Source organism: Stenotrophomonas sp. 01N47 (assembly GCF_056399165.1).
On the sequence record NZ_JBFTQU010000004.1, the window covers coordinates 18,662 to 39,419 of the forward strand.

The window sequence follows — 20,758 nt, forward strand, 5'->3', positions numbered from 1 at the left end:
CCGATTTCCCTACCGGAACCCGCCATGAGCTTCGCCACCAGCACCGTGCTTCGCCCCGAACCCTTTGTCCCCGTCAGCGTGCCGGTCGATGACCGCGTGCACGCCGAGCGCGGCGAGTTCGCCGCTGTGCTGTCGATGCGTCATGCCGGCCCTTGCCCGGTACGCCTGCGCTACGAGTGGGTCGGTCCCGTCAACGCACCGGTGGTGGTGCTGGCCGGCGGCATTTCCGCGCACCGCCATGTGGCCTCCAATGCGCAGTTCACCGAGAAGGGCTGGGCCGAAGGCCTGGTCGACAGTGGCCGCGCACTGGATCCGCAGCAGCTGCGTGTGCTCGCGTTCGATTTCATCGGTGCCGACGGCGCGCTGGATGTGCCGATCGATACCGCAGACCAGGCCGATGCGTTGGCACTGCTGCTGGACCACCTCGGCATTCGCGCGCTGAAGGCATTCGTCGGCTATTCGTATGGTGCGCTGGTCGGCCAGCAGTTCGCGATCCGGCATCGTGCCCGGGTACGCCAGCTGGTGCTGGTCAGCGGCGCACATCGCCCGCATCCGTATGCAGCTGCCTGGCGTGCGCTGCAGCGCCGTGCCGTGGCGCTGGGCCAGCTGCAGTGTGGCGAAGACCACGGCCTGGCACTGGCCCGCCAGTTCGCGATGCTCAGCTACCGCACGCCGGAAGAATTCGGCGAGCGCTTCGACGCAGCACCGGAAGTGGTCAATGGCCGCGTCCGTGTCGCCGCCGAAGATTACCTCGACGCCGCTGGCGCGCAGTACGTGGCGCGCACGCCGGTCAATGCCTACCTGCGCCTGTCCGAGTCGATCGACCTGCACCGCGTGGACCCTAGCGCGATCCTGCCGCCGACCGTGGTGGTTGCCGTTGAAGGCGACCGCCTGGTTCCGCTTGCCGACCTGGTCGGTCTGGTCGAGGGACTGGGCCCACGCGGCAGCCTGCGCGTGCTGCGCTCGCCCTACGGTCACGACGCCTTCCTGAAAGAAACCGATCGCATCGACGCGATCCTCGCCACCGCCTTCCGCACTTCTGGAGAGTCCGCATGAGCCTGCACGCCGCTGAACCGTCCTGTTGTCGCACCACCGCCGCCGTCCGCGCCGGCATCGATAGGGATACCGCCCATGGCGCGGTCACTCCGCCGATCGTGCTGTCGTCGAACTTCAGCTTTGAAGGCTTCGGCAACAAGCGCCAGTACGACTACACCCGCAGTGGCAATCCCACACGCGACCTGCTGGGTGAAGCGCTGGCAGAACTGGAAGGCGGCGCTGGCGGTGTGGTGACCGCCACCGGCATGGGCGCGATCAACCTGGTGCTGAACGCACTGCTGCAGCCCGGCGACACCCTGGTGGTGCCACACGATGCGTACGGCGGCAGCTGGCGCCTGTTCAACGCGCTGGCGAAGAAGGGCCATTTTGAACTGGTCACCGCCGACCTGACCGACCCGCGCGCGCTGGCCCAGGCCCTGTCCACGCAGCCGAAGCTGGTACTGGTGGAAACCCCGTCCAACCCGCTGCTGCGCATTACTGACCTGCGTTTCGTGATCGACGCGGCGCACAAAGCTGGTGCGTTGGTGGTGGTCGACAACACGTTCCTGTCGCCGGCATTGCAGCAACCCCTGTCGTTCGGTGCGGACCTGGTGCTGCACTCCACCACCAAGTACATCAATGGCCACAGCGACGTGGTCGGCGGTGCGGTGATTGCCCGCGATCCCGCCGTGCACGAACAGCTGGTGTGGTGGGGCAATGCACTGGGCCTTACCGGGTCGCCGTTCGATGCGTTCCTGACCCTGCGCGGCCTGCGTACGCTGGATGCACGCCTGCGCGCGCACCAGGAAAACACCGCCGCGATCGTGGCGCTGCTTGATGCGCATCCTGCGGTGGCCAAGGTCTACTACCCGGGCCTGGCCGATCATCCGGGCCACGCCGTTGCCGCGCGTCAGCAGAGTGGTTTCGGCGCGATGCTGTCCTTCGAACTGGCCAGCTGTGCCGGCGATGATCCGCATGCTGCTGTACGTGCGTTCGTCGATGGCCTGCGTTACTTCACGCTGGCCGAGTCGCTGGGAGGCGTGGAAAGCCTGATCGCACACCCGGCGACCATGACCCACGCCGCAATGACTGCCGAAGCACGCGCGGCTGCGGGCATCAGCGAAGGCCTGCTGCGGCTGTCGGTTGGCATCGAAGGCGAGCGTGACCTGCTGGCGGATCTGGGCGCTGCACTGGCACGCGCCGAGGCGGTGATCGATGCGGTGGCGCGCGGCAAACAGGTGGCAGACGCATGAGCGCTTTGCCTGTCGAGATTCCGCTGCTGGGGACCGGCCGCCTGGCGCTGCTCGGAACCGGCACCGTCGGTTCCGCCTTCGTACAGCGCTACCAGGCGCTGCAGGCGCGTGGGCTGGAACTGCCCAGCGTGCAGTGGCTGGCCAATTCACGCACGGCGCTGGCGATCGACCGGGATCTGGCGTTGCCGCTGGAACTGGCACGCCGTGCGCCGCGTGATGGGCAGAGTTCGCCACCGTGGGCCAGCGCTGAAGGGCTGGAGCGTGGTGACGTGGTGGTCGATGCCACCGCCAGCGAAGATGTAGCGGCGCGCCACGTGCAGTGGTTGGCGCGCGGTGTGCACGTGGTGACCGCCAACAAGCTCGGCCGTGGTGCGCAGCTGTCACGCGCGCAGGCCATCGCCGATCGTTGCGCCGACAGTGGCGCGCGTTACGGCGACAGCGCCACCGTCGGCGCCGGCCTGCCGTTGCTCAGCAGCCTGCGCGCGCTGGTTGCCGGTGGCGACCACATCCATGCCATCGAGGGCGTGCTTTCCGGCTCGCTGGCGTGGCTGTTCAATCGCTATGACGGCCAGTCGCCGTTCTCGGCGGCGGTGCGTGAAGCGCTGGCGGCCGGCTACACCGAGCCGGACCCGCGGCTGGATCTTTCCGGCGAGGATGTGCGCCGCAAGCTGTTGATCCTGGCCCGCAGCAGCGGATTGGCGCTGGACGCGTCGCAGGTGCAGGTCGATTCACTGGTGCCGGATACGCTGGCTGCGCTGCCGCTGGAAGATGCAGTGAATGCGCTGGAGCAGCTGGATGCACCGCTGCAGGCGCGTTGGCAGCAGGCGCGCGACAACGGTCGGGTGCTGCGTTTTGTCGGGCGCGTCGATGGCCAGGGCGCGCAGGTGGGCCTGCGTGAGCTGGCTGTCGACCATCCGCTGGCGCAGGGCGCGGGCACCGACAACCGCGTGGCCATCCACAGCGATCGCTATCGCGCACAGCCGCTGTTGATCCAGGGACCGGGCGCTGGCGCGGAAGTGACCGCAGCCGCGCTGCTGGATGACGTGCTGCGGATCGTGGGGTGAGCGGCTGATCGACGCACTGCAGCCAGGCATGGCCTGGCTCTACCGAGGGCGTGTGTAGCGCCGGGCCATGCCCGGCGGTTATGGAACCTCAACGCGCTTTGAGCACCTTCAACAACGCCGCATTGAACTGCTTCGGGTCCTGCACCTGCGGCGAATGGCCCAGTGCTGCGAACTCGACCAGGGTCGAGCCGGGTATCGCCGCCGCTGCCGATTTGCCCAGTGCCGGGTAGTTGCCCAGCGTCGCCTTCAGTTCGGGCGATGCCTGGTCACGGCCGATCGCCGTGCGGTCCTTCTGGCCAATGAACAAGGTGGTCGGCACCTGCAGGTTCTTCAGTTCGTAGACGACGGGTTGGTTGAACACCATGTCCGACGTCAGCGCCTGGCTCCAGGCCACCTGCTGCTTGCCCGCGCCTTCGTACATGCCCGACTGCATGCGCGCCCACGGTTCATACGCCGGCTTCCACTTGCCGTCGTAGTACACCTCCAGCTGGTAGCGGCGGATGCTGTCATAGCTGATGTTCATTTCGCCGGCATACCACGCGTCCACGCTGCGCCAGGGCACGCCCAGCGCCTTCCAGTCTTCCAGCCCGATCGGATTGACCAGCGAAAGACTGCGCATGTCCTGCGGATACATCAGCGCATAGCGGATGGCCAGCATGCCACCCATCGAATGCCCGACTACGTGCACCGGCACGTCACCCAGTTGCAGCTGCTGCAGCAGCGCATGGGTATTATCGGCCAGCTGCCCGAAGGAATACTGGTAGCGCTCGGGCTTGCTCGATTTGCAGAAGCCCACCTGGTCCGGCGCGATCACCCGGTAGCCTGCCGCCACCAGCGGTTTGATCGTCTCCTTCCAGGTCGCTGCGCAGAAGTTCTTGCCATGCAGCAGCACCACCACGCCGATCGGCTTCTTCTTCGGCGCGACATCCAGATAGGCCATTTCCAACGCCTGGCGCTGCGATTCCAGCGCAAGGGTCTTCACCGGATAGCCGTAATCGAACCCCTCCAGCCGCGGCCCGTAGGCTGGCGCAGCGAGAGCGGACAACGGAACGCAGGCAAGCAAGGCAGCAGCAATCACGCGCATGGGACATTCCGGGGCAGGGGATGTCTGAGCCTAACCGGAAAGCGGGGACGGTGTTGTCCGACAAGGAAGCACTCTGCAGAGCCAGGTCGATGCCCGGCCCTGCAGTGGAGCCAGGCCATGCATGGCTGCGCCAATCATCAGCACTCGATGACGTTCACCGCCAGCCCGCCGCGGCTGGTTTCCTTGTACTTGTCCTGCATGTCGCGGCCGGTATCGCGCATGGTCTTGATGACCTTGTCCAGCGACACCTTGTGCTTGCCGTCGCCGCGCATGGCCATGCGCGAGGCATTGATCGCCTTCACCGCACCCATCGCGTTGCGCTCGATGCACGGAATCTGCACCAGGCCGCCGATCGGATCGCAGGTCAGGCCCAGGTTGTGCTCCATGCCGATTTCCGCCGCGTTCTCGATCTGGCTAGGGTTGCCGCCCAGCGCCGCGACCAGGCCACCGGCGGCCATCGAACAGGCCACGCCGACCTCGCCCTGGCAGCCCACTTCGGCGCCGGAGATCGAGGCGTTTTCCTTATACAGGATGCCGATCGCCGCCGAGGTCAGCAGGAAGTCGAACACCCGCTGTTCGTTCGCGCCCGGGCAGAAGCGGTCGAAGTAGTGCAGCACCGCCGGCAGTACGCCCGCCGCGCCGTTGGTGGGTGCGGTGACCACGCGGCCACCGGCGGCGTTTTCTTCGTTCACGGCCAGCGCGTACAGGTTGACCCAGTCCAGCGTGGTCAGCGGGTCGCGCATCGCCGCTTCCGGCTTCGACGACAACTCGCGGTACAGCGCCGGTGCGCGGCGGCCCACTTTCAGGCCACCCGGCAGCACGCCTTCCTCACGGATGCCGCGCGCCACGCAGGCCTGCATCGCGCTCCAGATCTCGCGCAGGTTGTCGCGGATCTCGTCTTCGCTGCGCCAGCATTTCTCGTTCTCGAACATCAACTGGGCGATGCTCAGGCCGCTGCGGGCGGTCTGCGCCAGCAGCTCGTCGCCGCTCTTGAACGGGTAGGGCAACGGCGTTTCATCAGGCACGATACGGTCATCGGCCGCGTCGTCCTGGTTGACCACGAAGCCACCGCCGACCGAATAGTAGTCGCGGGTGGCCAGCACTTCGTCATCGGCGTTGTACGCGGTGAAGCGCATGCCGTTGGTGTGGTAGGGCAGCTTCTGCCGCTTGTTCAGGCCGAGGTCGCGCTTTTCGTCGAAGGCGATCTCGTGCTGGCCCATCAGCATGATCCGCTTGCTGCTGCGGATGCGTTCCAGCGTGGACGGGATGATGTCCGGGTCGATCAGGTTCGGGCGCTGCCCTTCCAGTCCAAGCAGGATCGCCTTGTCGGTGCCGTGGCCGCGACCGGTCAGCGCCAGCGAGCCGTACACATCGGCACGGATGCGCGCGACCTCTCCAAGCTTGCCCGGGTCGAGCAGCCAGCGATGGATGAAGCGCTCGGCGGCCCTCATCGGCCCGACGGTGTGCGAGGAGCTCGGGCCAATGCCGATCTTGAAAACGTCGAACGTGCTGACAGCCATGGTTGCCGTACTGCGGGTACCGGGAGAGACCGCTATTCTAGCGGTTCACGCCGCACTTCCATGACTGCGGCGCAGCATTTCCGCCAAGGGAGCAAACCCCGGTGTTGACCCTGTTCCAGCGTGACGACTGCCATCTGTGTGACATGGCCCTGGCCGAACTGGCCAAGGCACGGGCGCCAGAGTTCGAATCGGTGTTCCTCGATGACCAGCCGGCGCTGGAGGCGCGCTATGGGGCGCGGGTGCCGGTGCTGCGCGATGAGCGCGGTGGGTGGGAGCTGGACTGGCCATTCGATGCGGCCACGGTGCAGGCCTGGCTGGCCACCGAGCGGTAGTGCCGGCCGCTGGCCAGCGGCTGCCTGGGTCCATGTAGTTGCCGGCCAGCGGCCGGCACACTACAGGAGGTGGCCGGGGCCGTGCCCCGGCCCGTTGCTCATTTCGCGTCGAACTTCACGATCGTGCTGATCGCGGTTTCGTCCGGGATGGTCTTGGTATCGGCCCAGTCGCCGCCGCCGACACCGAAGTCCAGGCGCTTGACCGTGGCTTTGCCGGTCAACACAGGCTGCGCGCCGGGCTTCCAGGTGAAGGTGAAGGTGACCGGCTTGCTCACGCCGCGCAGTTCCAGCGTGCCATCGGCGGCGAACTGGTCGTTGCCGAGCGCGCGGAAGCCCTTTGCGGTGTAGCGCGCGGTAGCGAACTTGCCGACGTTGAAGAAGTCCGCTTCCTTCAGGGTCGAGTCGCGGTCGCTGTTGCCGCTCTTGGCGCCGGCCAGGGGAATAACCACGTCCAGCGAACCTGCGGACGGATTGGCCGGGTCGAAGCTGAGCTTGGTGGCAAAGCCCGGGAAGCTGCCGGTGAACACTTCACCATCGTATTTGGTGGCAAAGGCGAGGAACGAACCGGCACCAGGTGCCTGGGTGTAATCGGCGGCGAGCACCGGTGCGGTGGCGAGCATGCCGGCAAGGGCGGCAGCCACGGCGGCCGGGGTGGTCAGTTTCAGGTTCATTGGTCAGTCCTTCTGGGGAGGGGCAAGCCAGCCACGCGGCAGCATCCGGGACAGGGTGGCATCGCGCTGGAACATGTGGTGGTAGAAGGCAGCGCCGGCATGGGCCAGCACCACCGCGATCAACAGCCAGAAGCCGTATTCGTGCAGGGTATGGGAAACCGCCACGACCTGCGGGTCCGGTCCGCTCAGCTTGGGCACGTCGACCAGCCCGAACCAGCGGAACGGGCGCAGGCCACTGGCCGAGTCGTACAGCCAGCCCGACAACGGGATGGCGAACATCAGCACGTACAGCAGCACATGGGTGGCGCTGGCGATGCGCTCCTGCCAGCTGGGCACGCCCGGTACCGGCTTGGGGGCACCGGCATACAGGCGCCAGCCCAGGCGCAGCACCACCAGTGCCAGCACGGTGATGCCGATCGACTTGTGCGCGGTATAGACCCAGAAATACTTGGGCGTCTTGGGCAGCTCGCCCATGGTCAGGCCGACGATGCCCAGGGCGAGGATCAGCAGTGCGATCAGCCAGTGCAGGGTCTGGCTGACACTCCCCCAGGCGGCAGGGGTGTTCTTGGCGGTCATGAAGGGTCCTTGGTGGCCGTCTGGCTGTCGGAGTGGGGTTGAGGCATGGGAGTTCCCGGAGCGTCGCTGCGGTCGAGGGTGGCTTCAGCCTCGATCCGCACCTGCACCGCATCGCCGATCACGCCAGGCCAGGCGGTGATGCCGAAGGCGCGCCGGCTCAGCGTCGTCGTAGCGGAAAACCCCGCAGTACGCCGGAACGGTGGTAGCGGGTAGCGTTTGATCTGGTTCAACGTCACTTCCAGCGCGACCTCCTGGCTGACCCCGCGCAGGGTCAGGGTGCCCAGTACGCGTGCATGGCGGGCGTCGATCGGTTCGACATGGCGGGAGACGAAGCGGGCGGTGGGGAAGCGGTCGCCATCGAGCAGGCTGCGCGCCAGCGTGGCCTGGTTCCACTTGGCATCGCCAAGGTCCAATCGCGCTACCGGAATCTCGACGTCCAGCGTCGCCTCGCGCCAGTTGTCGCTATCGAAGTGCAGTTGGCCCTGGCTTCCGGAGATCGTGCCCAGTGCCTGCGAGTAACCGGCATGGTCGATCGCGAACAGCACCCGGGTGTGCACCGGATCGATGCGGTAGGCATCGTTGCCCGCCCAGGCGGGGGCGATGGCAAGCAGCATCGGCAGCAGGGCCAGGCAGTGGCGCATCGGCGGGGGCTCCGGGAAAAAGACCGTTCGATCATACCCACAGCCCCTGCGCAACGCTGTGTGCACGGCTGCAACAGTTCGTGGTGCCGATGTGGCCGGAAACAGGCTGTTGCAGCGATGGCTGCAGCCCTGTGTGACAATCGGCACAGGACAGGGGGTTCAGGATGACGAGCGGCTGGCGCCGGTGGTGCCAAGGCATTGCAGGAGCAGGTCTGGTGCTGTTGGCGCTTTCGGCTGCAGCGGCGACCTTGGACATGGCCGGTGAAACACCGCGCCTGCGCCGTTTCGGCGCGGCCGAGGGATTGCCCTCGCGCATGGTGGTGGCGCTGGCCGAAGACCGACAGGGCCGCGTGTGGGCCGCCACCGACGGCGGCCTGGCCCGCTATGACGGTGGGGAGCTGCGGGTCTGGCAGCACGACCCGGCACAACCGGATTCACTGCCCGGCAACGAGATCGAAACCCTGCTGATCGACCCGCTCGACCGGGTGTGGGTTGGCATCAACGGCAAGGGAATGGCCCGCCTGGATGCCGACCGCGAGCGCTTCAAGACCTTCGAGTCCGTCACCGAAGGCTGCCAAGGGCAGTTCTGGACCTTGGCCTATGCCGAGAACGCGCTGTGGATCGGCAGCAGCAGCCATGGGGTCTGCCGCTTCGGCGAAGACGGCTCGTTGCGCCATTTCCAGCATGATCCGGCACAGTCCGGCGGACTGCCGAGCAACACGATCTTCAGCAGTCTGGTCGACGCGCAGGGACGGCTGTGGGTGGGAACCGAAGCCGGTGTGGCGCGTTGGAACGGCCACCTCTTCGAGGCCGTGGCACCGCGGGAACTGAAAGCGGTCAGTGTGCTGCGGCTGAGCCGCGATGCCGATGGCGCGATCTGGGTCGGTACACAGAACGACGGCCTGTACCGCATCGATGCGCAGGATCGGGTAACGCGACCGGCCTGGTCCGACAGTGCCCGCCTGCGCTCGGCACTGGTCCTGGCCGACAGCCACGGAGGCTACTGGGCGGGAACCTCCGATGGCCTGCTGCGTGGTGACGGCGAGGTGTTGCGCAGGCTGGAAGGGGACCGTGGCAGTGGCTTCCTGACCGGCCATAGTGGCGTGCTCGACCTGCTGCAGGACCATGAGGGCGGGCTCTGGGTAGCACTGTTGACCCAGGGTCTGGCTTACCTGCCGCCCGACTGGCGACGCTTTTCGACCTGGTACCAGTTCGACGGCAAGCCGCTGGACAGCCAGTACCTGTTGAGTGCTGCCAGCGACGGTCGCAGCTACTACGTCGGATCTGCCCATGGCGTTTACCAGATCGATGCACAGGGGACGTTGAGCCTGCTGGCCAGCGACCGCGAACTGGGCAGCGGCGCGGTGTGGTCGGTACTGCCGCGTCCCGACGGCAGGCTCTGGCTCGGCCGCGCGGGGCGCATCAGCGTCTACGATCCGGCCACCGGTGTGCTGCGCGACTGGCGCATTGGCGGCGGCGCCGATCTTCGGCAGCGGATCGACCTGATGCGGCAGGCGCCCGATGGCACGGTATGGGTCTCGGTAATGAACCTGGGCCTGCAACAGCGAAGTGCCGATGGCCGCCTGTTGCGCAGTTTCGACGGGGCTACGCTGCGAGGCAGCACTGATGCGCCGGTCGAGCAGATCCGCTTCGATGCTGCCGGGCGGGCCTGGGTGGTCGGGGAGATGGGCATCTGGCGCGAACAGGGGGAGCGCTTCGAAGCAGTACCTGGCGTTTCCAAGGGGCCCATCTACGATCTGGTATGGATCGATCCCCGGCAGATGTGGATCGCACGCCAGGGCGCGTTTGAGCGTTACCAGTGGGATGGCCTCAGCCTGCGCCTTATCCAGCGCGTCGATGCCAGTGCCGGCGTGCCGCCGGTCAGCATGGGAGGGCTGGCCCTGGCCGGCAACGGGCAGTTGTGGGCGACGACGCCCCGTGGCCTGCTGCGCTGGGATCCGAAACAGCGTCGCCTGCAGATCTTCAACGAGCGCGACGGCCTGCTCGATGCCGAGTTCACCGGACGCCCGCCGGCGATCGCTGCCGATGGCCGGGTACTGGCCGTTACCCAGACCGGTATGGTGGGCTTCGATCCGAATGCCGCCGACGCCGAACTGCCACCGTCGCAACTGGTGATCGCGCAGGTTCGCGTCCGTCGCGATGATGCGCGCGGCTGGCAGCCCCTGCCGACCTCCGGTCTGCTGTTGCTGGGGCCCGATGACCGTGATCTGCAGATCGATGCGCGGCTGCTGTCCTACGCCAGCCCGCAGGGCAACCGCTATCGGTTCCGGGTGGAGGGATACGACCAGAACTGGGTCGAACAGGGCGGGGATGGCCAACGCACGTTGTCGCGGCTGCCACCCGGGGCCTATTCGATCGAGGTGCAGGCCGCATCGGCCAGTGGCCCGTGGACGCCCTCGCAGCAGCTGCACATAAAGGTATTGCCCCCCTGGTGGCGCAGCAGCATGGCGATCTTCGGCTATGTGATGCTTGGCTCGCTGTTGCTGTTGGCACTGCTGTGGTTGATCCGCAGGCGGTTGCGGCGGCGGCAGCAGTGGCAGTTGACGGTGCACAAGCAGCAGATCGCCGAGCAGGCATCGCAGGCCAAGAGCCGCTTCCTGGCGACCCTTGGCCACGAGGTTCGCACGCCGATGACCGGCGTACTGGGCATGAGCGAACTACTGCTTGCCACCGAACTTGACCCGGTGCAGCGCAGCTATGCCGGCTCGATCCAGCAGGCCGGCAGCCATCTGCTGCGCCTGGTCAACGACGCGTTGGACCTGGCACGGATCGAGGCCGGCCGACTGGAACTGGACATCCGGCCGTTCGACCTGGGCGGACTGCTGGACCAGGTGCAGGCGCTGATGCAGCCGATGGCGCAGCAGCGCAGGCTGGCCTTCCAGCGTGAGGGGGACCTGCCAGGCCCGATCTGCATCAGTGGCGATGAGATGCGCATCCGCCAGATCCTGCTGAACCTGCTGGGCAATGCGATCAAGTTCACCGAGCGCGGCCATGTCGGTCTGGCGGCGCGCCTGGACGAGAACGGCGGCATGGTGACCTTCGAGGTCAGCGACAGCGGGCCGGGCATCAATGCCGAGCAGCAGCAGCGCCTGTTCCACCGCTTCGAACAGGCGGATGGCCCGCGTACCGCCTCGCGCTATGGCGGCAGTGGGCTGGGCCTGGCGATCTGCCAGGAGCTGGCGGTGGCGATGGGCGGCCGCATCGATGTCGACAGCCAGCCGGGACGTGGTGCACGTTTCGCCGTGCGGCTGCCGCTGCCATGGAGCAGGCAGCAGGCCTCCAGCGATGGCGAGGTGGCGTTGCCGACGCTGCCTGCACTGCGGATCCTGCTGGTCGAGGATGATGCAACCGTTGCCGAGGTCATTGCCGGCCTGCTGCGCAGCCGGGGCCATGAGGTGGTGCACGTGCTGCATGGCCTGGGCGCGCTGTCGGAGATTTCCACCGAGGGCTTCGATGTCGGCCTGCTCGACCTCGACCTGCCTGCACTCGACGGCACCGCCATCGCCCGCCAGCTGCGCGCGCTGGGCTACGAGTTGCCGTTGGTGGCCGTTACTGCGCGCTCGGACACCTATGCCGAGACGCAGGTGCTTGCGGCCGGATTCGATGGTTTCCTGCGCAAGCCAGTGACCGGCGATCTGCTGGTTGCGGCGATCGCCCAGGCGCGCAGTAAACGCCAGATCATCAGCTGAGTACGGCATCCTGCGGCGTGAATCCCGCAACTTTCGGTTTACCATGCCGACGCCCACGGCGTGGGCATCATCAACAGCAGCGTGAGGAGGCCATCGGTGGTGTATCTGCGGGCAGTGACGCTGCTGATGCTGCTGCTGTGCTGCCTGGCGCCCGCTGCCGCGCAGCCGGTGCCGCCTTCGCCGCGGCAGGTCACCGTGTTCGATGGGTTGCCATCCAACACCGTCAACCGCATGGCCGAAGACCGCTACGGCTACCTGTGGATTGCCACCAACGATGGCCTGGCCCGCTACGACGGGCGCAACTACCGCATCTGGCGTTCCGAGGACGGCCTGCGCGACAACCGCATCTGGAGCGTGCTGGTCGATGCCCGCAACGAGCTGTGGATCGGCACTGAAAATGCCGGCCTGGTGCGGATGTCGGCCGACCGCCGACAGCTGCGCTTCTATGACCGCAGCAGCCAGCCGCTGATGGGCAGCAACACGATCTGGAGCCTCGCTGCGACGCCGGATGGCGCGATCTGGTTTGGCACCCACGAGGGCGGCCTGTATCGACTGGACAACAATGATCGTCTGCAGCGGTTCCTGCCCGAAGCGAACAACCCGCGCAGCGTACCGGCCGCATCGGTACCCTACCTGGCCACGCTTGCCGACGGCAGCCTGTGGGTCGGCACCAAGCATGGCGTGGCGCGCTGGACCGGCACCGATTTCGAACGCATCGGCGGCGATCTGGTGCCCAGCCTGCTGATCAATGGACTGACCGCCGAACCGGATGGCAGCCTCTGGATCAGCACGCTGGCCGGGGCCACCGTGCGGCGCCCGGATGGCCGTTTCGAATCCGTGCCCTGGACATTGCCGGCCGGCGACCAGGTGCTGGGCATGATGCTGCGCGACGAGCAGGGCGGGCACTGGCTGGATACGCGCAGCGGCCTGGGCCGAGGCATCGATGGCCGGTACCAGACAGTCCCGCTGTACAGCGCCATCGCCCGCGGCCTGGTGCGGCCGAACTGGACCGGCGCCTATGAGGACCGCGAAGGCGGCATCTGGCTGGCCAGTACCAATGCCGGCCTGTGGCACCTGCTTCCGCGCTGGTGGCAGTTCTCGGTGTTCTCGCGGCTGGAGGACGATCCGTCCTCGCTGCGCAATTCCTATGTGCTGGGTACCAGCCCCTCCAGCAATGGTGACGTGTGGACCGTCGGCAGCCATGGCGCGCTGGATCGTTTTAATCCACGCACGGGCGTGATCGAGCAGCACCGCACCTTCGTCAACGGCATGCACTGGCTGACGTCGGTGCGCGAAGACCGGCAGGGACAGGTATGGGTGGGTTCGACCGACGCCTTGATTCGCTACGACCCGCGTCGGGGCGAGCTGCGGCGCTGGGGGCGGGATTCCGGTGCGGATGCGACCATGGAGGGCAACATCGAGGCGATGATGACCTGCGATGGCGACAGCCTGTGGTTGATGCTGGCAGCGGGCCTGCAGCAGCGTGACCTGGATGGGCATGTGCGCCGGCAGCTGGAAAACGGCCGGGATGGTCTGCAGGCCGGTCAGCTCAATCTGGACGTGGAGTGCGGTCCGCAGGACCGGATCTGGCTGGCAAGCAGTCGCGGCCTGCTGCAATGGCAACCGGATGCGCAGCGCTTCCAGCCGGTGCCTGGTGCGCCGGCCACGGCGGTGTATGCGCTGCACGTCGGCAAGGACGGGCAGGTCTGGTTGTCCGAGGATGGTCGCCTGTCGCGGTATCTCTGGAGCCAGGGCCGGCTGGAAAGGCAGGCGGTGGTGGGCGCCGAGCAGGGCTATCCGGCGATTTCCGCTACCGGCCTGGTGGTCGACGCGCAGGGCGTGGCGTGGGCCACCAGTGCCCGTGGCCTGGTGCGGGTGAGTGCCGATGGCGAAAGCGTGCGTCTGTACGGGGTGCACGATGGGCTGCCCAGCCAGGAGTTCCGCGAGCACACCCTGATCGCCACCGCCGCTGGGCGCATGGTGGCGGGTACACCCGCCGGTGTGGTGGTGTTCGATCCCGAGCAGGTGCGGCCTTCCACCCGGCGCGCGCCGCTGGTGATCGAGCGGGTGGAAGTGCGCCGCAACGAGCAGCTGCTGGACCTGACCCATGACACGCCGCTGCAGATCGCCGATGGTGACCGCGACCTGCGTATCGTCGCGCGCTTGTTGTCCTTCGCCGATTCGGCTTCCAACACCTACCGCTACCGGTTGGCCGGCTACGACCCGGATTGGGTCGAGGTGGGCCCGGCAGGCGAGCGCCTGTTCTCGCGCCTGCCACCCGGCGCCTATCGGCTGGAAGTACAGGCGCGTTCGGCCGACCACGTGTGGTCGCGGGTGCAGACCCTGGAATTCCACGTGCAGCCGCCATGGTGGCGCAGCTTGTCCGGCCTGCTGGTGCTGGCCTCGATCGGGTTGCTGCTGACCAGCTGGTTTGCCTGGTTGTACCGGCGCCGGCTGCAGCGCCAGCACGCCTACCAGCTCGCCCTGCACAAGCAGGATCTCGCCGAACATGCATCGGCGGCCAAGACGCGCTTCCTTGCCAATCTCGGCCATGAAATCCGCACGCCGATGACCGGGGTGCTGGGCATGAGTGAACTGTTGCTGGCCTCGCCGCTGGATCCGCAGCAGCGCGGTTACACCCAGTCGATCCGGCATGCGGGTGAGCACCTGCTGCATCTGGTCAACGATGCGCTGGACCTGGCGCGGATCGAATCGGGGCGCCTGGAGCTGCAGTCCAATGCGTTCGCGCTCAATCGCCTGCTGCAGGATCTGGCCGCGCTGATGGGGCCGCTGGCTGCACAGAAGGGCCTGCGGTTCGTCCTCGACAACCAGTTGCCTGCAGGGCTGCAGGCGACCGGTGATGCGATGCGGGTGCGGCAGATCCTGCTCAACCTGCTGTCCAACGCGGTCAAGTTCACCAGCCGCGGCAGCATCACGCTGCACGCGCGTTGCGAGGAAGGGCCGCGTGGATTGCATTTCGAGGTGCGCGATACCGGTCCGGGCATCAGCCAGGAGCAGCAGCAACGGTTGTTCCGGCGCTTCGAGCAGGCTGACGGCGCGCGCACTGCCGCGCAGTACGGTGGCAGTGGCCTGGGCCTGGCGATCTGCCGCGAGCTGGCACTGGCCATGCAGGGCCGGATCCGGGTGGAAAGCCAGCTGGGCAGCGGTACCTGCTTCGGTGTCAGCCTGCCGTTGCCGCTGCAGCAGGTTGCCGCCGGCGAAGATGGTGCCGGCAGTGATGCCGCCGCTGCTGTGGTCAACATGCCGCCGCTGCGGGTGTTGCTGGTGGAGGACGATGCGACCGTGGCCGATGTGATGTGTGGCCTGCTCACCACCCGCGGCCATGAGGTGATCCACGCTGCCCATGCGCTGGCCGCACTGCGTGAAATCAGCGCGGGTGATTTCGACGTCGGTCTGCTCGATCTGGATCTACCGGGCCTGAGCGGTTTCGAACTGGCCCAGCATCTGCGCAACCAGGGTTACACGCTGCCGCTGCTGGCGGTGACCGCGCGCACCGACCCTGATCTGCAGCAACAGGTGGAAGCAGCCGGCATCGGGGGGTTCCTGCGCAAGCCGGTGACCGGTGAGCTGCTGGTGGAAGCGATCGCCCGCGTGCTGGGGAGGTAGGGGTTCGGCAGGGCTGCGCCCTGCACCCGCCGAATCAACGGCAACGGCAACGTCAAAAGCGGGCGATCCGTGGGATGGCGGGGTGGGCCCGGTGGCGGGGGACGCTGCAAGTACGTCCCTGTAAGCTCGGTCGCGCCATCCATGGCGCTCACGCCCCCGCCACCGGACCCACCCCGCCTTCGACAGATTTTTGCGATCTGTCGGAACGGCGTTCTGTGTTGCTGTTGGTGGGCGGCACGGGAACGGCATGGGGTCAGATCCGTTTCCCGCAGGAAAACGGACCTGACCCCAGAATTATTTCGATATCTGACAGAGATTCATCCACGCATGGCGTGGATCTACCAGACGTCGGGAAACTGTCGGAGGTGGGGCGGTGTCGGATTGCGGGGTGTCAGCCGCATGGATGCGGCTGCCAAGCCCCCATGGATGGGTTTACGGCGTCCCCGCAATCCGACACCGCCCCGCCATCCCACGGAATACCCGCTGTTGCTGTTGTGCTGTTGCCGTCGCCCTTGCTTCGGCCTCTGCAGGTGCAGGGCGCAGCCCTGCCGAACCCTCTACTCCGCTACTTCTTCTACCTGGCGCGGCTCGGGCTTGGTGTCGGGCAACTGCCAGAAGATCAGCGTCGACGTGAGCGTGATCGCGCCCACGCACAGGAACGTGGCATGCAGTGCCGCCGTCGCGCCATGGCCTTCCAGCTGCGTGCCGAACGCGGCCAGGAGGCTGCCCGCAGCGGCGGCACCGAAGCCGGCGGCGAGCATCATCACCATCGACAACAGGCTGTTGCCGGAACTGGCGAACTCGCGGTCGAGGTCGCGCAGGGTGACGGTGTTCATCACGGTGAACTGCAGCGAATTGACCGCACCGAAGAAGGCCAGCTGCAGCAGGCGCACGGACAGGTGCTGGCCCGGTGTCATCAAGATGAAGCTGGCCATCGCCAGGCCGACCAGCACGGTGTTGGTCATCAGCACGCGGCGATAGCCGTAGCGTTCAACCAGTTTCACCGCCAGCTTCTTCGACACCATGCCTGCGGCGGCCACGGGCACCATCATCAGGCCGGCGTTCATCGGCCCGAGGCCAAGGCCGACCTGCAGCAGCAGCGGGATCAGCATCGGCATGGCACTGCTGCCGATGCGTGAGAACAGGTTGCCGAGAATGCCGATGCGGTAGCTGGGCACGCGGAACAGTGCCAGGGAGAACAGCGGCGCCGTTGAGTTTGCTGCGTGCAGCCAGTAGCCGACCAGCGCGGCCAGGCCGGCCACGGTCATCAGCATCACCAGCGCGTGTGGTGTGCCGAGCCCGGAAATTCCATCCAGTGCCAGCGACAGCACCACCATCGCAAAGGCCAGCATGGCGTAGCCGCGAAGGTCGAACCGGGTGCGGTGGCTGGCGTAGTGGTCGGGCATGATCTTCATCGCCGCGATGAAGCCGATGACACCGATCGGCAGGTTGATCAGGAACACCCAGTGCCACGAGGCGATCTCGACCAGCCAACCGCCCAGCGTGGGGCCGATCAGCGGACCCACCAGTGCGGGAATGGCGATGAAGCTCATCGCACGCAGGAAGTCCTCGCGTGGCACCGATCGCATCACCGCCAGGCGCCCGACCGGCAGCAGCATCGCGCCGCCGATGCCCTGCAGTACGCGCGCGGCCACCAGCTGATGCAGCTGCTGCGCCATCGCGCAGGCCAGCGAGCCGAGGGTGAACAGGATGATCGCCACCAGGAAGGTGCGACGGGTGCCGTAGCGGTCGGCGATCCAGCCGGAGGCGGGAATGAAGGTGGCCACTGCCAGCGCGTAGCTGAAGACCACCGACTGCATCTGCAGCGGGCTTTCGCCGAGGCTGGCCGCCATCGCCGGCAAGGCCGTGTTGACGATGGTCGAGTCCAGCATCTGCATGAAGATCGCCAGCGAAACCAGCCACAGCAGGGGACGCTGGCGGGTGTAGGTCGATGGCGCTGTGGACATGGGGCGTGGCCGGTGCAACGTGGGGGCGCCATGATCGCGCACTGCGGGTCACGGCGCGATCAACATCGCGCCGTGACCGCATGCGGGATGTTCAGCGTTGGCTGTGCGCGTGCACCGCGTCGACCAGCACCTGTACATGGGCCGGGTCCATGTCCGGCGACATGCCATGGCCGAGGTTGAACACATGGCCCTCGCGCGAACCACCGTTGCCGGCGGCATAGGTGTCGAGCACACGTGCGGCCGCTGCGGCGATCGCATCGGGCGTGGCATACAACGTGGTCGGGTCCAGGTTGCCCTGCAGGGCTACGCGGCCACCGGTGCGGCGCAGCGCTTCGTCCAGGTCCAGCGTCCAGTCCAGGCCGAGCGCATCGGCGCCGGTCTGCGACAGCGCTTCCAGGTGCAGGCCGGTGCCCTTGCCGAACAGGATCAGTGGCGTGCGCTCGCTGCCTTCGCCGCGCTCCAGGCTTTCGGCGATACGCTGCAGGTAGCGCAGCGAGAACTCGCGGTACATCGCCGGCGACAGCACGCCGCCCCACGTGTCGAACACCTGCAGTGCCTGCGCACCGGCGGCGCGCTGCGCGCCGAGGTAGGCAATCACCGCGTCGGTGGTTACCTCCAGCAGGCGGTGCAGGGCCTGCGGATGGTTCAGCGCCATCGCCTTGATGCGCGCGAAATCCTTGCTGCCGCCGCCTTCGACCATGTAGCAGGCCAACGTCCACGGGCTGCCGGAGAAACCGATCAGCGGCACCTGGCCATCCAGTTCGCGGCGGATCAGGCGCACCGCGTCCATCACATAGCCCAGATCCTGCTCCATGTCCGGTACCGCCAGCTTGGCGATGGCCGCTTCATCGCGCACCGGGTGACGGAACTTCGGGCCTTCGCCTTCGACGAAGTACAGCTCCAGGCCCATGGCATCGGGAATGGTGAGGATGTCCGAGAACAGGATGGCCGCGTCCAGCGGGAAGCGGCGCAGCGGCTGCAGGGTGACTTCGCAGGCGATCTCCGGATTCTTGGCCATGGCCAGGAAGCTGCCGGCCTTGGCCCGGGTGGCGCGATACTCCGGCAGGTAGCGGCCGGCCTGGCGCATCAGCCAGACAGGGGTGCAGTCCACCGGTTCGCGGCGCAGGGCGCGCAGCAGGCGATCGTTGCGGAGAGGGCTGGTCACAGTGGGCATTCCTTGGGCGAAATGGGCAGCGGCGCAGTCAGTCGCCGTGCGAAAGAATCTGGAAGCCCCGATGCAGTTCGGCATCGCGGGCCTTGTCGTAGGCGTGGCGGGCTTCGTCGGCCGTCAGGTACAGCTCGCGCCGCAGCTGCGAGCGGGCGCCGACGCGGCCGGATTCACGCAGCAGTTCCCAGCCGCCGAACAGGTCCGGGACCAGGGTCAGGCGCAGGAAGCGCGGTGCCTGGGCACCGTCGGCGGGTTGTTGCAGGTGGACGTGCATGGTGTCGATTGTAGCGGGGGTGGTGTGACCCCTGCCGCAACGCTGACCTGGTAGTGCCGGCCGCTGGCCGGCAACGTCATGAAGGTCGGCGGTGTAGCGTGGATGCCGGCCAGCGGCCGGCACTACCGCTCAGTGGCCGCCCAGCACCTTCAGTACCGCCGCTTCATCCACGTCCGGTACGACTTCGGCGCGGCCCATGCCACGCCACAGCACCAGGCGCAGGCGGCCGGCTACATTCTTCTTGTCCAGGCGCATGCGGCCGAGCAGGGCCTGCGGGTCCAGCCCGGCGGGAATTGCCACCGGCAGGCCAAGCTGTTCAAGCAGCGCCTGCAGGCGCACCCGGTCGGCGTCGTCGGCCAGGCCCAGGTGGGTGGAGAGGCGCGCCGCCAGCACCATGCCCACTGCTACGGCTTCACCGTGGTTCAGTGCATCGCGTCCCGGTGCGGAGTAGCCCTGTTCGGTTTCGATGGCGTGGCCGAAGGTATGGCCAAGATTGAGCAGGGCGCGCTCGCCCTTCTCGAAGGGATCGCGCTCGACGATGGCGGCCTTGTGCCGGCAGCTGCGGGCGATGGCCTCGGCGATGACCGCATCCTCGCCGGCCGCCAGTGCCTCGGCATGCTGCTGCAGCCATTCGAAGAACACCGCATCACCCAGTGCGCCGTACTTCACCACTTCGGCCAGGCCGGCGCGTAGCTCGCGCGGCGGCAGGGTGGCCAGCACGCGGGTATCGGCGATCACCGCACGCGGTGGGTGGAACGCACCGACCAGGTTCTTGCCGGCCGGAATATCCACGGCGGTCTTGCCGCCCACCGAGGAGTCGACCATCGCCAGCAGCGTGGTTGGCAGCTGCACGCAGTCGACGCCGCGCATCCAGCAGGCCGCGGCAAAGCCGGCGAGGTCGCCGACCACACCACCACCGAGGGCGAACACGCAGGCATCGCGGGTCGCGCCGAGCGCGGCCAGCGCCTCGATGACCGAGCCGAACTCGGCCAGGGTCTTGGAGGCTTCACCGGCGGCCAGCACATGCTCACCCACGATCAGGTCCGGGCGTGCGGCCAGCAGCGTCTGCCTGACGGCATCCAGATAGCGCGGAGCAACCTCGCTGTCGCTGACCAGCAAGACATGGCGGCCACGCACATGGTGGGCCAGTGCGGCGCCGTCGGCCTGGGCGCCGGCACCGATGGTGATGGAGTAGGGACGGTCGCCGCCAACGGCGACCTGCAGCAGGGCAGGGGAGGTCATGCAGTGGGGTCCTGTCGCTGCCAGTGCGTGGCCAGCTTGACGACAAGCTGGGCAGTGGCATCGGCGGCGGTAAACGGGTCGGTATCAAGAGTGACATCGGCGAGGTCGCGATACAGCGGGTCGCGATGCGCGGCCAGATCATGCAGCACCTGTTCGCGGTCCGGCCGCTGAAGCAGTGGCCGGGCCTTGTCGCGTGACAGGCGCTCCAGCTGGGCTGCGACGCTGACCCGCAGGTAGACGACAAAGCCTCGCTTGGCGATCAGGGCGCGATTGTCCGGGTCAAGCACGGCACCGCCACCGGTGGACACCAGCTGGCCACGGCCGGCCAGCACCTGCGCCAGCGCCTGGCGCTCATGGGCGCGGAAGCCTGCTTCGCCGGAATGCTCGAAGATCGTGGGGATGCTGGCCCCGGTCGCATCGACGATGGCCTGGTCGACGTCGACGAAGTCCAGCGTGAAGCGCTCGGCGAGGCGGCGGCCGATGCAGGTTTTACCGGCGCCCATCGGGCCGATCAGGATCAGGTTCGGAGCGGGATTCATGCCCTCTGATGCTAACACCTCCGTGCCTTGGCCTTTACGTTCTTCACGTCAGGGT

At 67.3% G+C, this 20,758-nt stretch carries 16 protein-coding genes; 6 read left to right on the top strand and 10 right to left on the bottom strand.

The window, feature by feature from the left end; all coding sequences use genetic code 11:
• The first annotated feature begins 24 nt into the window (after positions 1–24).
• The 3 genes from metX to AC1DKR_RS08260 are packed head-to-tail and all read left to right on the top strand — an operon-like array spanning position 25 to position 3,352.
• On the top strand, positions 25–1,056 hold the full coding sequence (metX, locus tag AC1DKR_RS08250) for a homoserine O-succinyltransferase MetX (RefSeq protein WP_478032219.1): 1,032 nt from the start codon (positions 25–27) through the stop codon (positions 1,054–1,056).
• The gene (locus tag AC1DKR_RS08255; protein ID WP_478032221.1) at positions 1,053–2,288 is read left to right on the top strand and encodes an O-succinylhomoserine (thiol)-lyase; all 1,236 of its coding nucleotides are present in this window, start codon (positions 1,053–1,055) and stop codon (positions 2,286–2,288) included. The genes metX and AC1DKR_RS08255 overlap by 4 nt, the downstream gene beginning before the upstream one ends.
• The gene (locus tag AC1DKR_RS08260; RefSeq protein ID WP_394198027.1) at positions 2,285–3,352 is read left to right on the top strand and encodes a homoserine dehydrogenase family protein; all 1,068 of its coding nucleotides are present in this window, start codon (positions 2,285–2,287) and stop codon (positions 3,350–3,352) included. The genes AC1DKR_RS08255 and AC1DKR_RS08260 overlap by 4 nt, the downstream gene beginning before the upstream one ends.
• A gap of 88 nt (positions 3,353–3,440) precedes the next feature.
• On the opposite strand, the gene AC1DKR_RS08265 is transcribed toward AC1DKR_RS08260, so the two are convergent.
• Together AC1DKR_RS08265 and AC1DKR_RS08270 are read right to left on the bottom strand one after the other, a co-directional pair.
• Positions 3,441–4,436 (bottom strand): alpha/beta fold hydrolase, encoded by a 996-nt coding sequence (locus AC1DKR_RS08265; protein WP_363732117.1) that lies wholly within the window; start codon positions 4,434–4,436, stop codon positions 3,441–3,443.
• Between the two features lie 137 nt (positions 4,437–4,573).
• Complete coding sequence (locus AC1DKR_RS08270) at positions 4,574–5,956, bottom strand: L-serine ammonia-lyase (RefSeq protein ID WP_100460060.1); 1,383 nt, start codon at positions 5,954–5,956, stop codon at positions 4,574–4,576.
• Between the two features lie 101 nt (positions 5,957–6,057).
• Between AC1DKR_RS08270 and AC1DKR_RS08275 the strand changes: the two genes are divergently transcribed.
• The gene (locus AC1DKR_RS08275; protein WP_312108388.1) at positions 6,058–6,288 is read left to right on the top strand and encodes a glutaredoxin family protein; all 231 of its coding nucleotides are present in this window, start codon (positions 6,058–6,060) and stop codon (positions 6,286–6,288) included.
• Between the two features lie 98 nt (positions 6,289–6,386).
• Here AC1DKR_RS08275 and AC1DKR_RS08280 read toward each other — a convergent pair whose 3' ends face one another.
• The 3 genes from AC1DKR_RS08280 to AC1DKR_RS08290 are packed head-to-tail and all read right to left on the bottom strand — an operon-like array spanning position 6,387 to position 8,176.
• Positions 6,387–6,959 (bottom strand): YceI family protein, encoded by a 573-nt coding sequence (locus tag AC1DKR_RS08280; RefSeq protein WP_223496185.1) that lies wholly within the window; start codon positions 6,957–6,959, stop codon positions 6,387–6,389.
• 3 nt (positions 6,960–6,962) lie between these two features.
• Positions 6,963–7,535: a cytochrome b gene (locus AC1DKR_RS08285; RefSeq protein ID WP_312108391.1), complete on the bottom strand. Its 573-nt coding sequence runs from the start codon at positions 7,533–7,535 to the stop codon at positions 6,963–6,965.
• A complete protein-coding gene (locus AC1DKR_RS08290; protein ID WP_223496183.1) occupies positions 7,532–8,176 on the bottom strand; it encodes a YceI family protein in 645 nt (214 codons plus the stop codon). Before AC1DKR_RS08290 ends, AC1DKR_RS08285 begins: the two co-directional genes overlap by 4 nt.
• 164 nt (positions 8,177–8,340) lie before the next feature.
• Between AC1DKR_RS08290 and AC1DKR_RS08295 the strand changes: the two genes are divergently transcribed.
• A complete protein-coding gene (locus AC1DKR_RS08295; protein ID WP_478032228.1) occupies positions 8,341–11,886 on the top strand; it encodes a sensor histidine kinase in 3,546 nt (1,181 codons plus the stop codon).
• 96 nt (positions 11,887–11,982) lie between these two features.
• A complete protein-coding gene (locus AC1DKR_RS08300) occupies positions 11,983–15,513 on the top strand; it encodes a two-component regulator propeller domain-containing protein (protein ID WP_478032231.1) in 3,531 nt (1,176 codons plus the stop codon).
• Between the two features lie 557 nt (positions 15,514–16,070).
• On the opposite strand, the gene mdtD is transcribed toward AC1DKR_RS08300, so the two are convergent.
• The 5 genes from mdtD to AC1DKR_RS08325 form a co-directional block, all read right to left on the bottom strand.
• Positions 16,071–17,480, bottom strand: coding sequence for a multidrug transporter subunit MdtD (mdtD, locus tag AC1DKR_RS08305; protein ID WP_312106583.1), 1,410 nt, complete (start codon positions 17,478–17,480; stop codon positions 16,071–16,073).
• Between the two features lie 91 nt (positions 17,481–17,571).
• Positions 17,572–18,654 carry a uroporphyrinogen decarboxylase gene (hemE, locus tag AC1DKR_RS08310; RefSeq protein ID WP_312106585.1) on the bottom strand — a complete coding sequence of 361 codons (1,083 nt, stop codon included), beginning with the start codon at positions 18,652–18,654 and terminating at the stop codon, positions 17,572–17,574.
• A 28-nt stretch (positions 18,655–18,682) separates the two neighbouring features.
• Positions 18,683–18,922, bottom strand: coding sequence for a WGR domain-containing protein (locus AC1DKR_RS08315; protein WP_025876992.1), 240 nt, complete (start codon positions 18,920–18,922; stop codon positions 18,683–18,685).
• Between the two features lie 129 nt (positions 18,923–19,051).
• Entirely contained in the window at positions 19,052–20,164 is a 1,113-nt protein-coding gene (gene aroB / locus AC1DKR_RS08320; RefSeq protein ID WP_478032236.1) for a 3-dehydroquinate synthase, read from the bottom strand.
• A complete protein-coding gene (locus AC1DKR_RS08325) occupies positions 20,161–20,703 on the bottom strand; it encodes a shikimate kinase (RefSeq protein ID WP_032976596.1) in 543 nt (180 codons plus the stop codon). Before AC1DKR_RS08325 ends, aroB begins: the two co-directional genes overlap by 4 nt.
• Positions 20,704–20,758 lie beyond the last annotated feature (55 nt).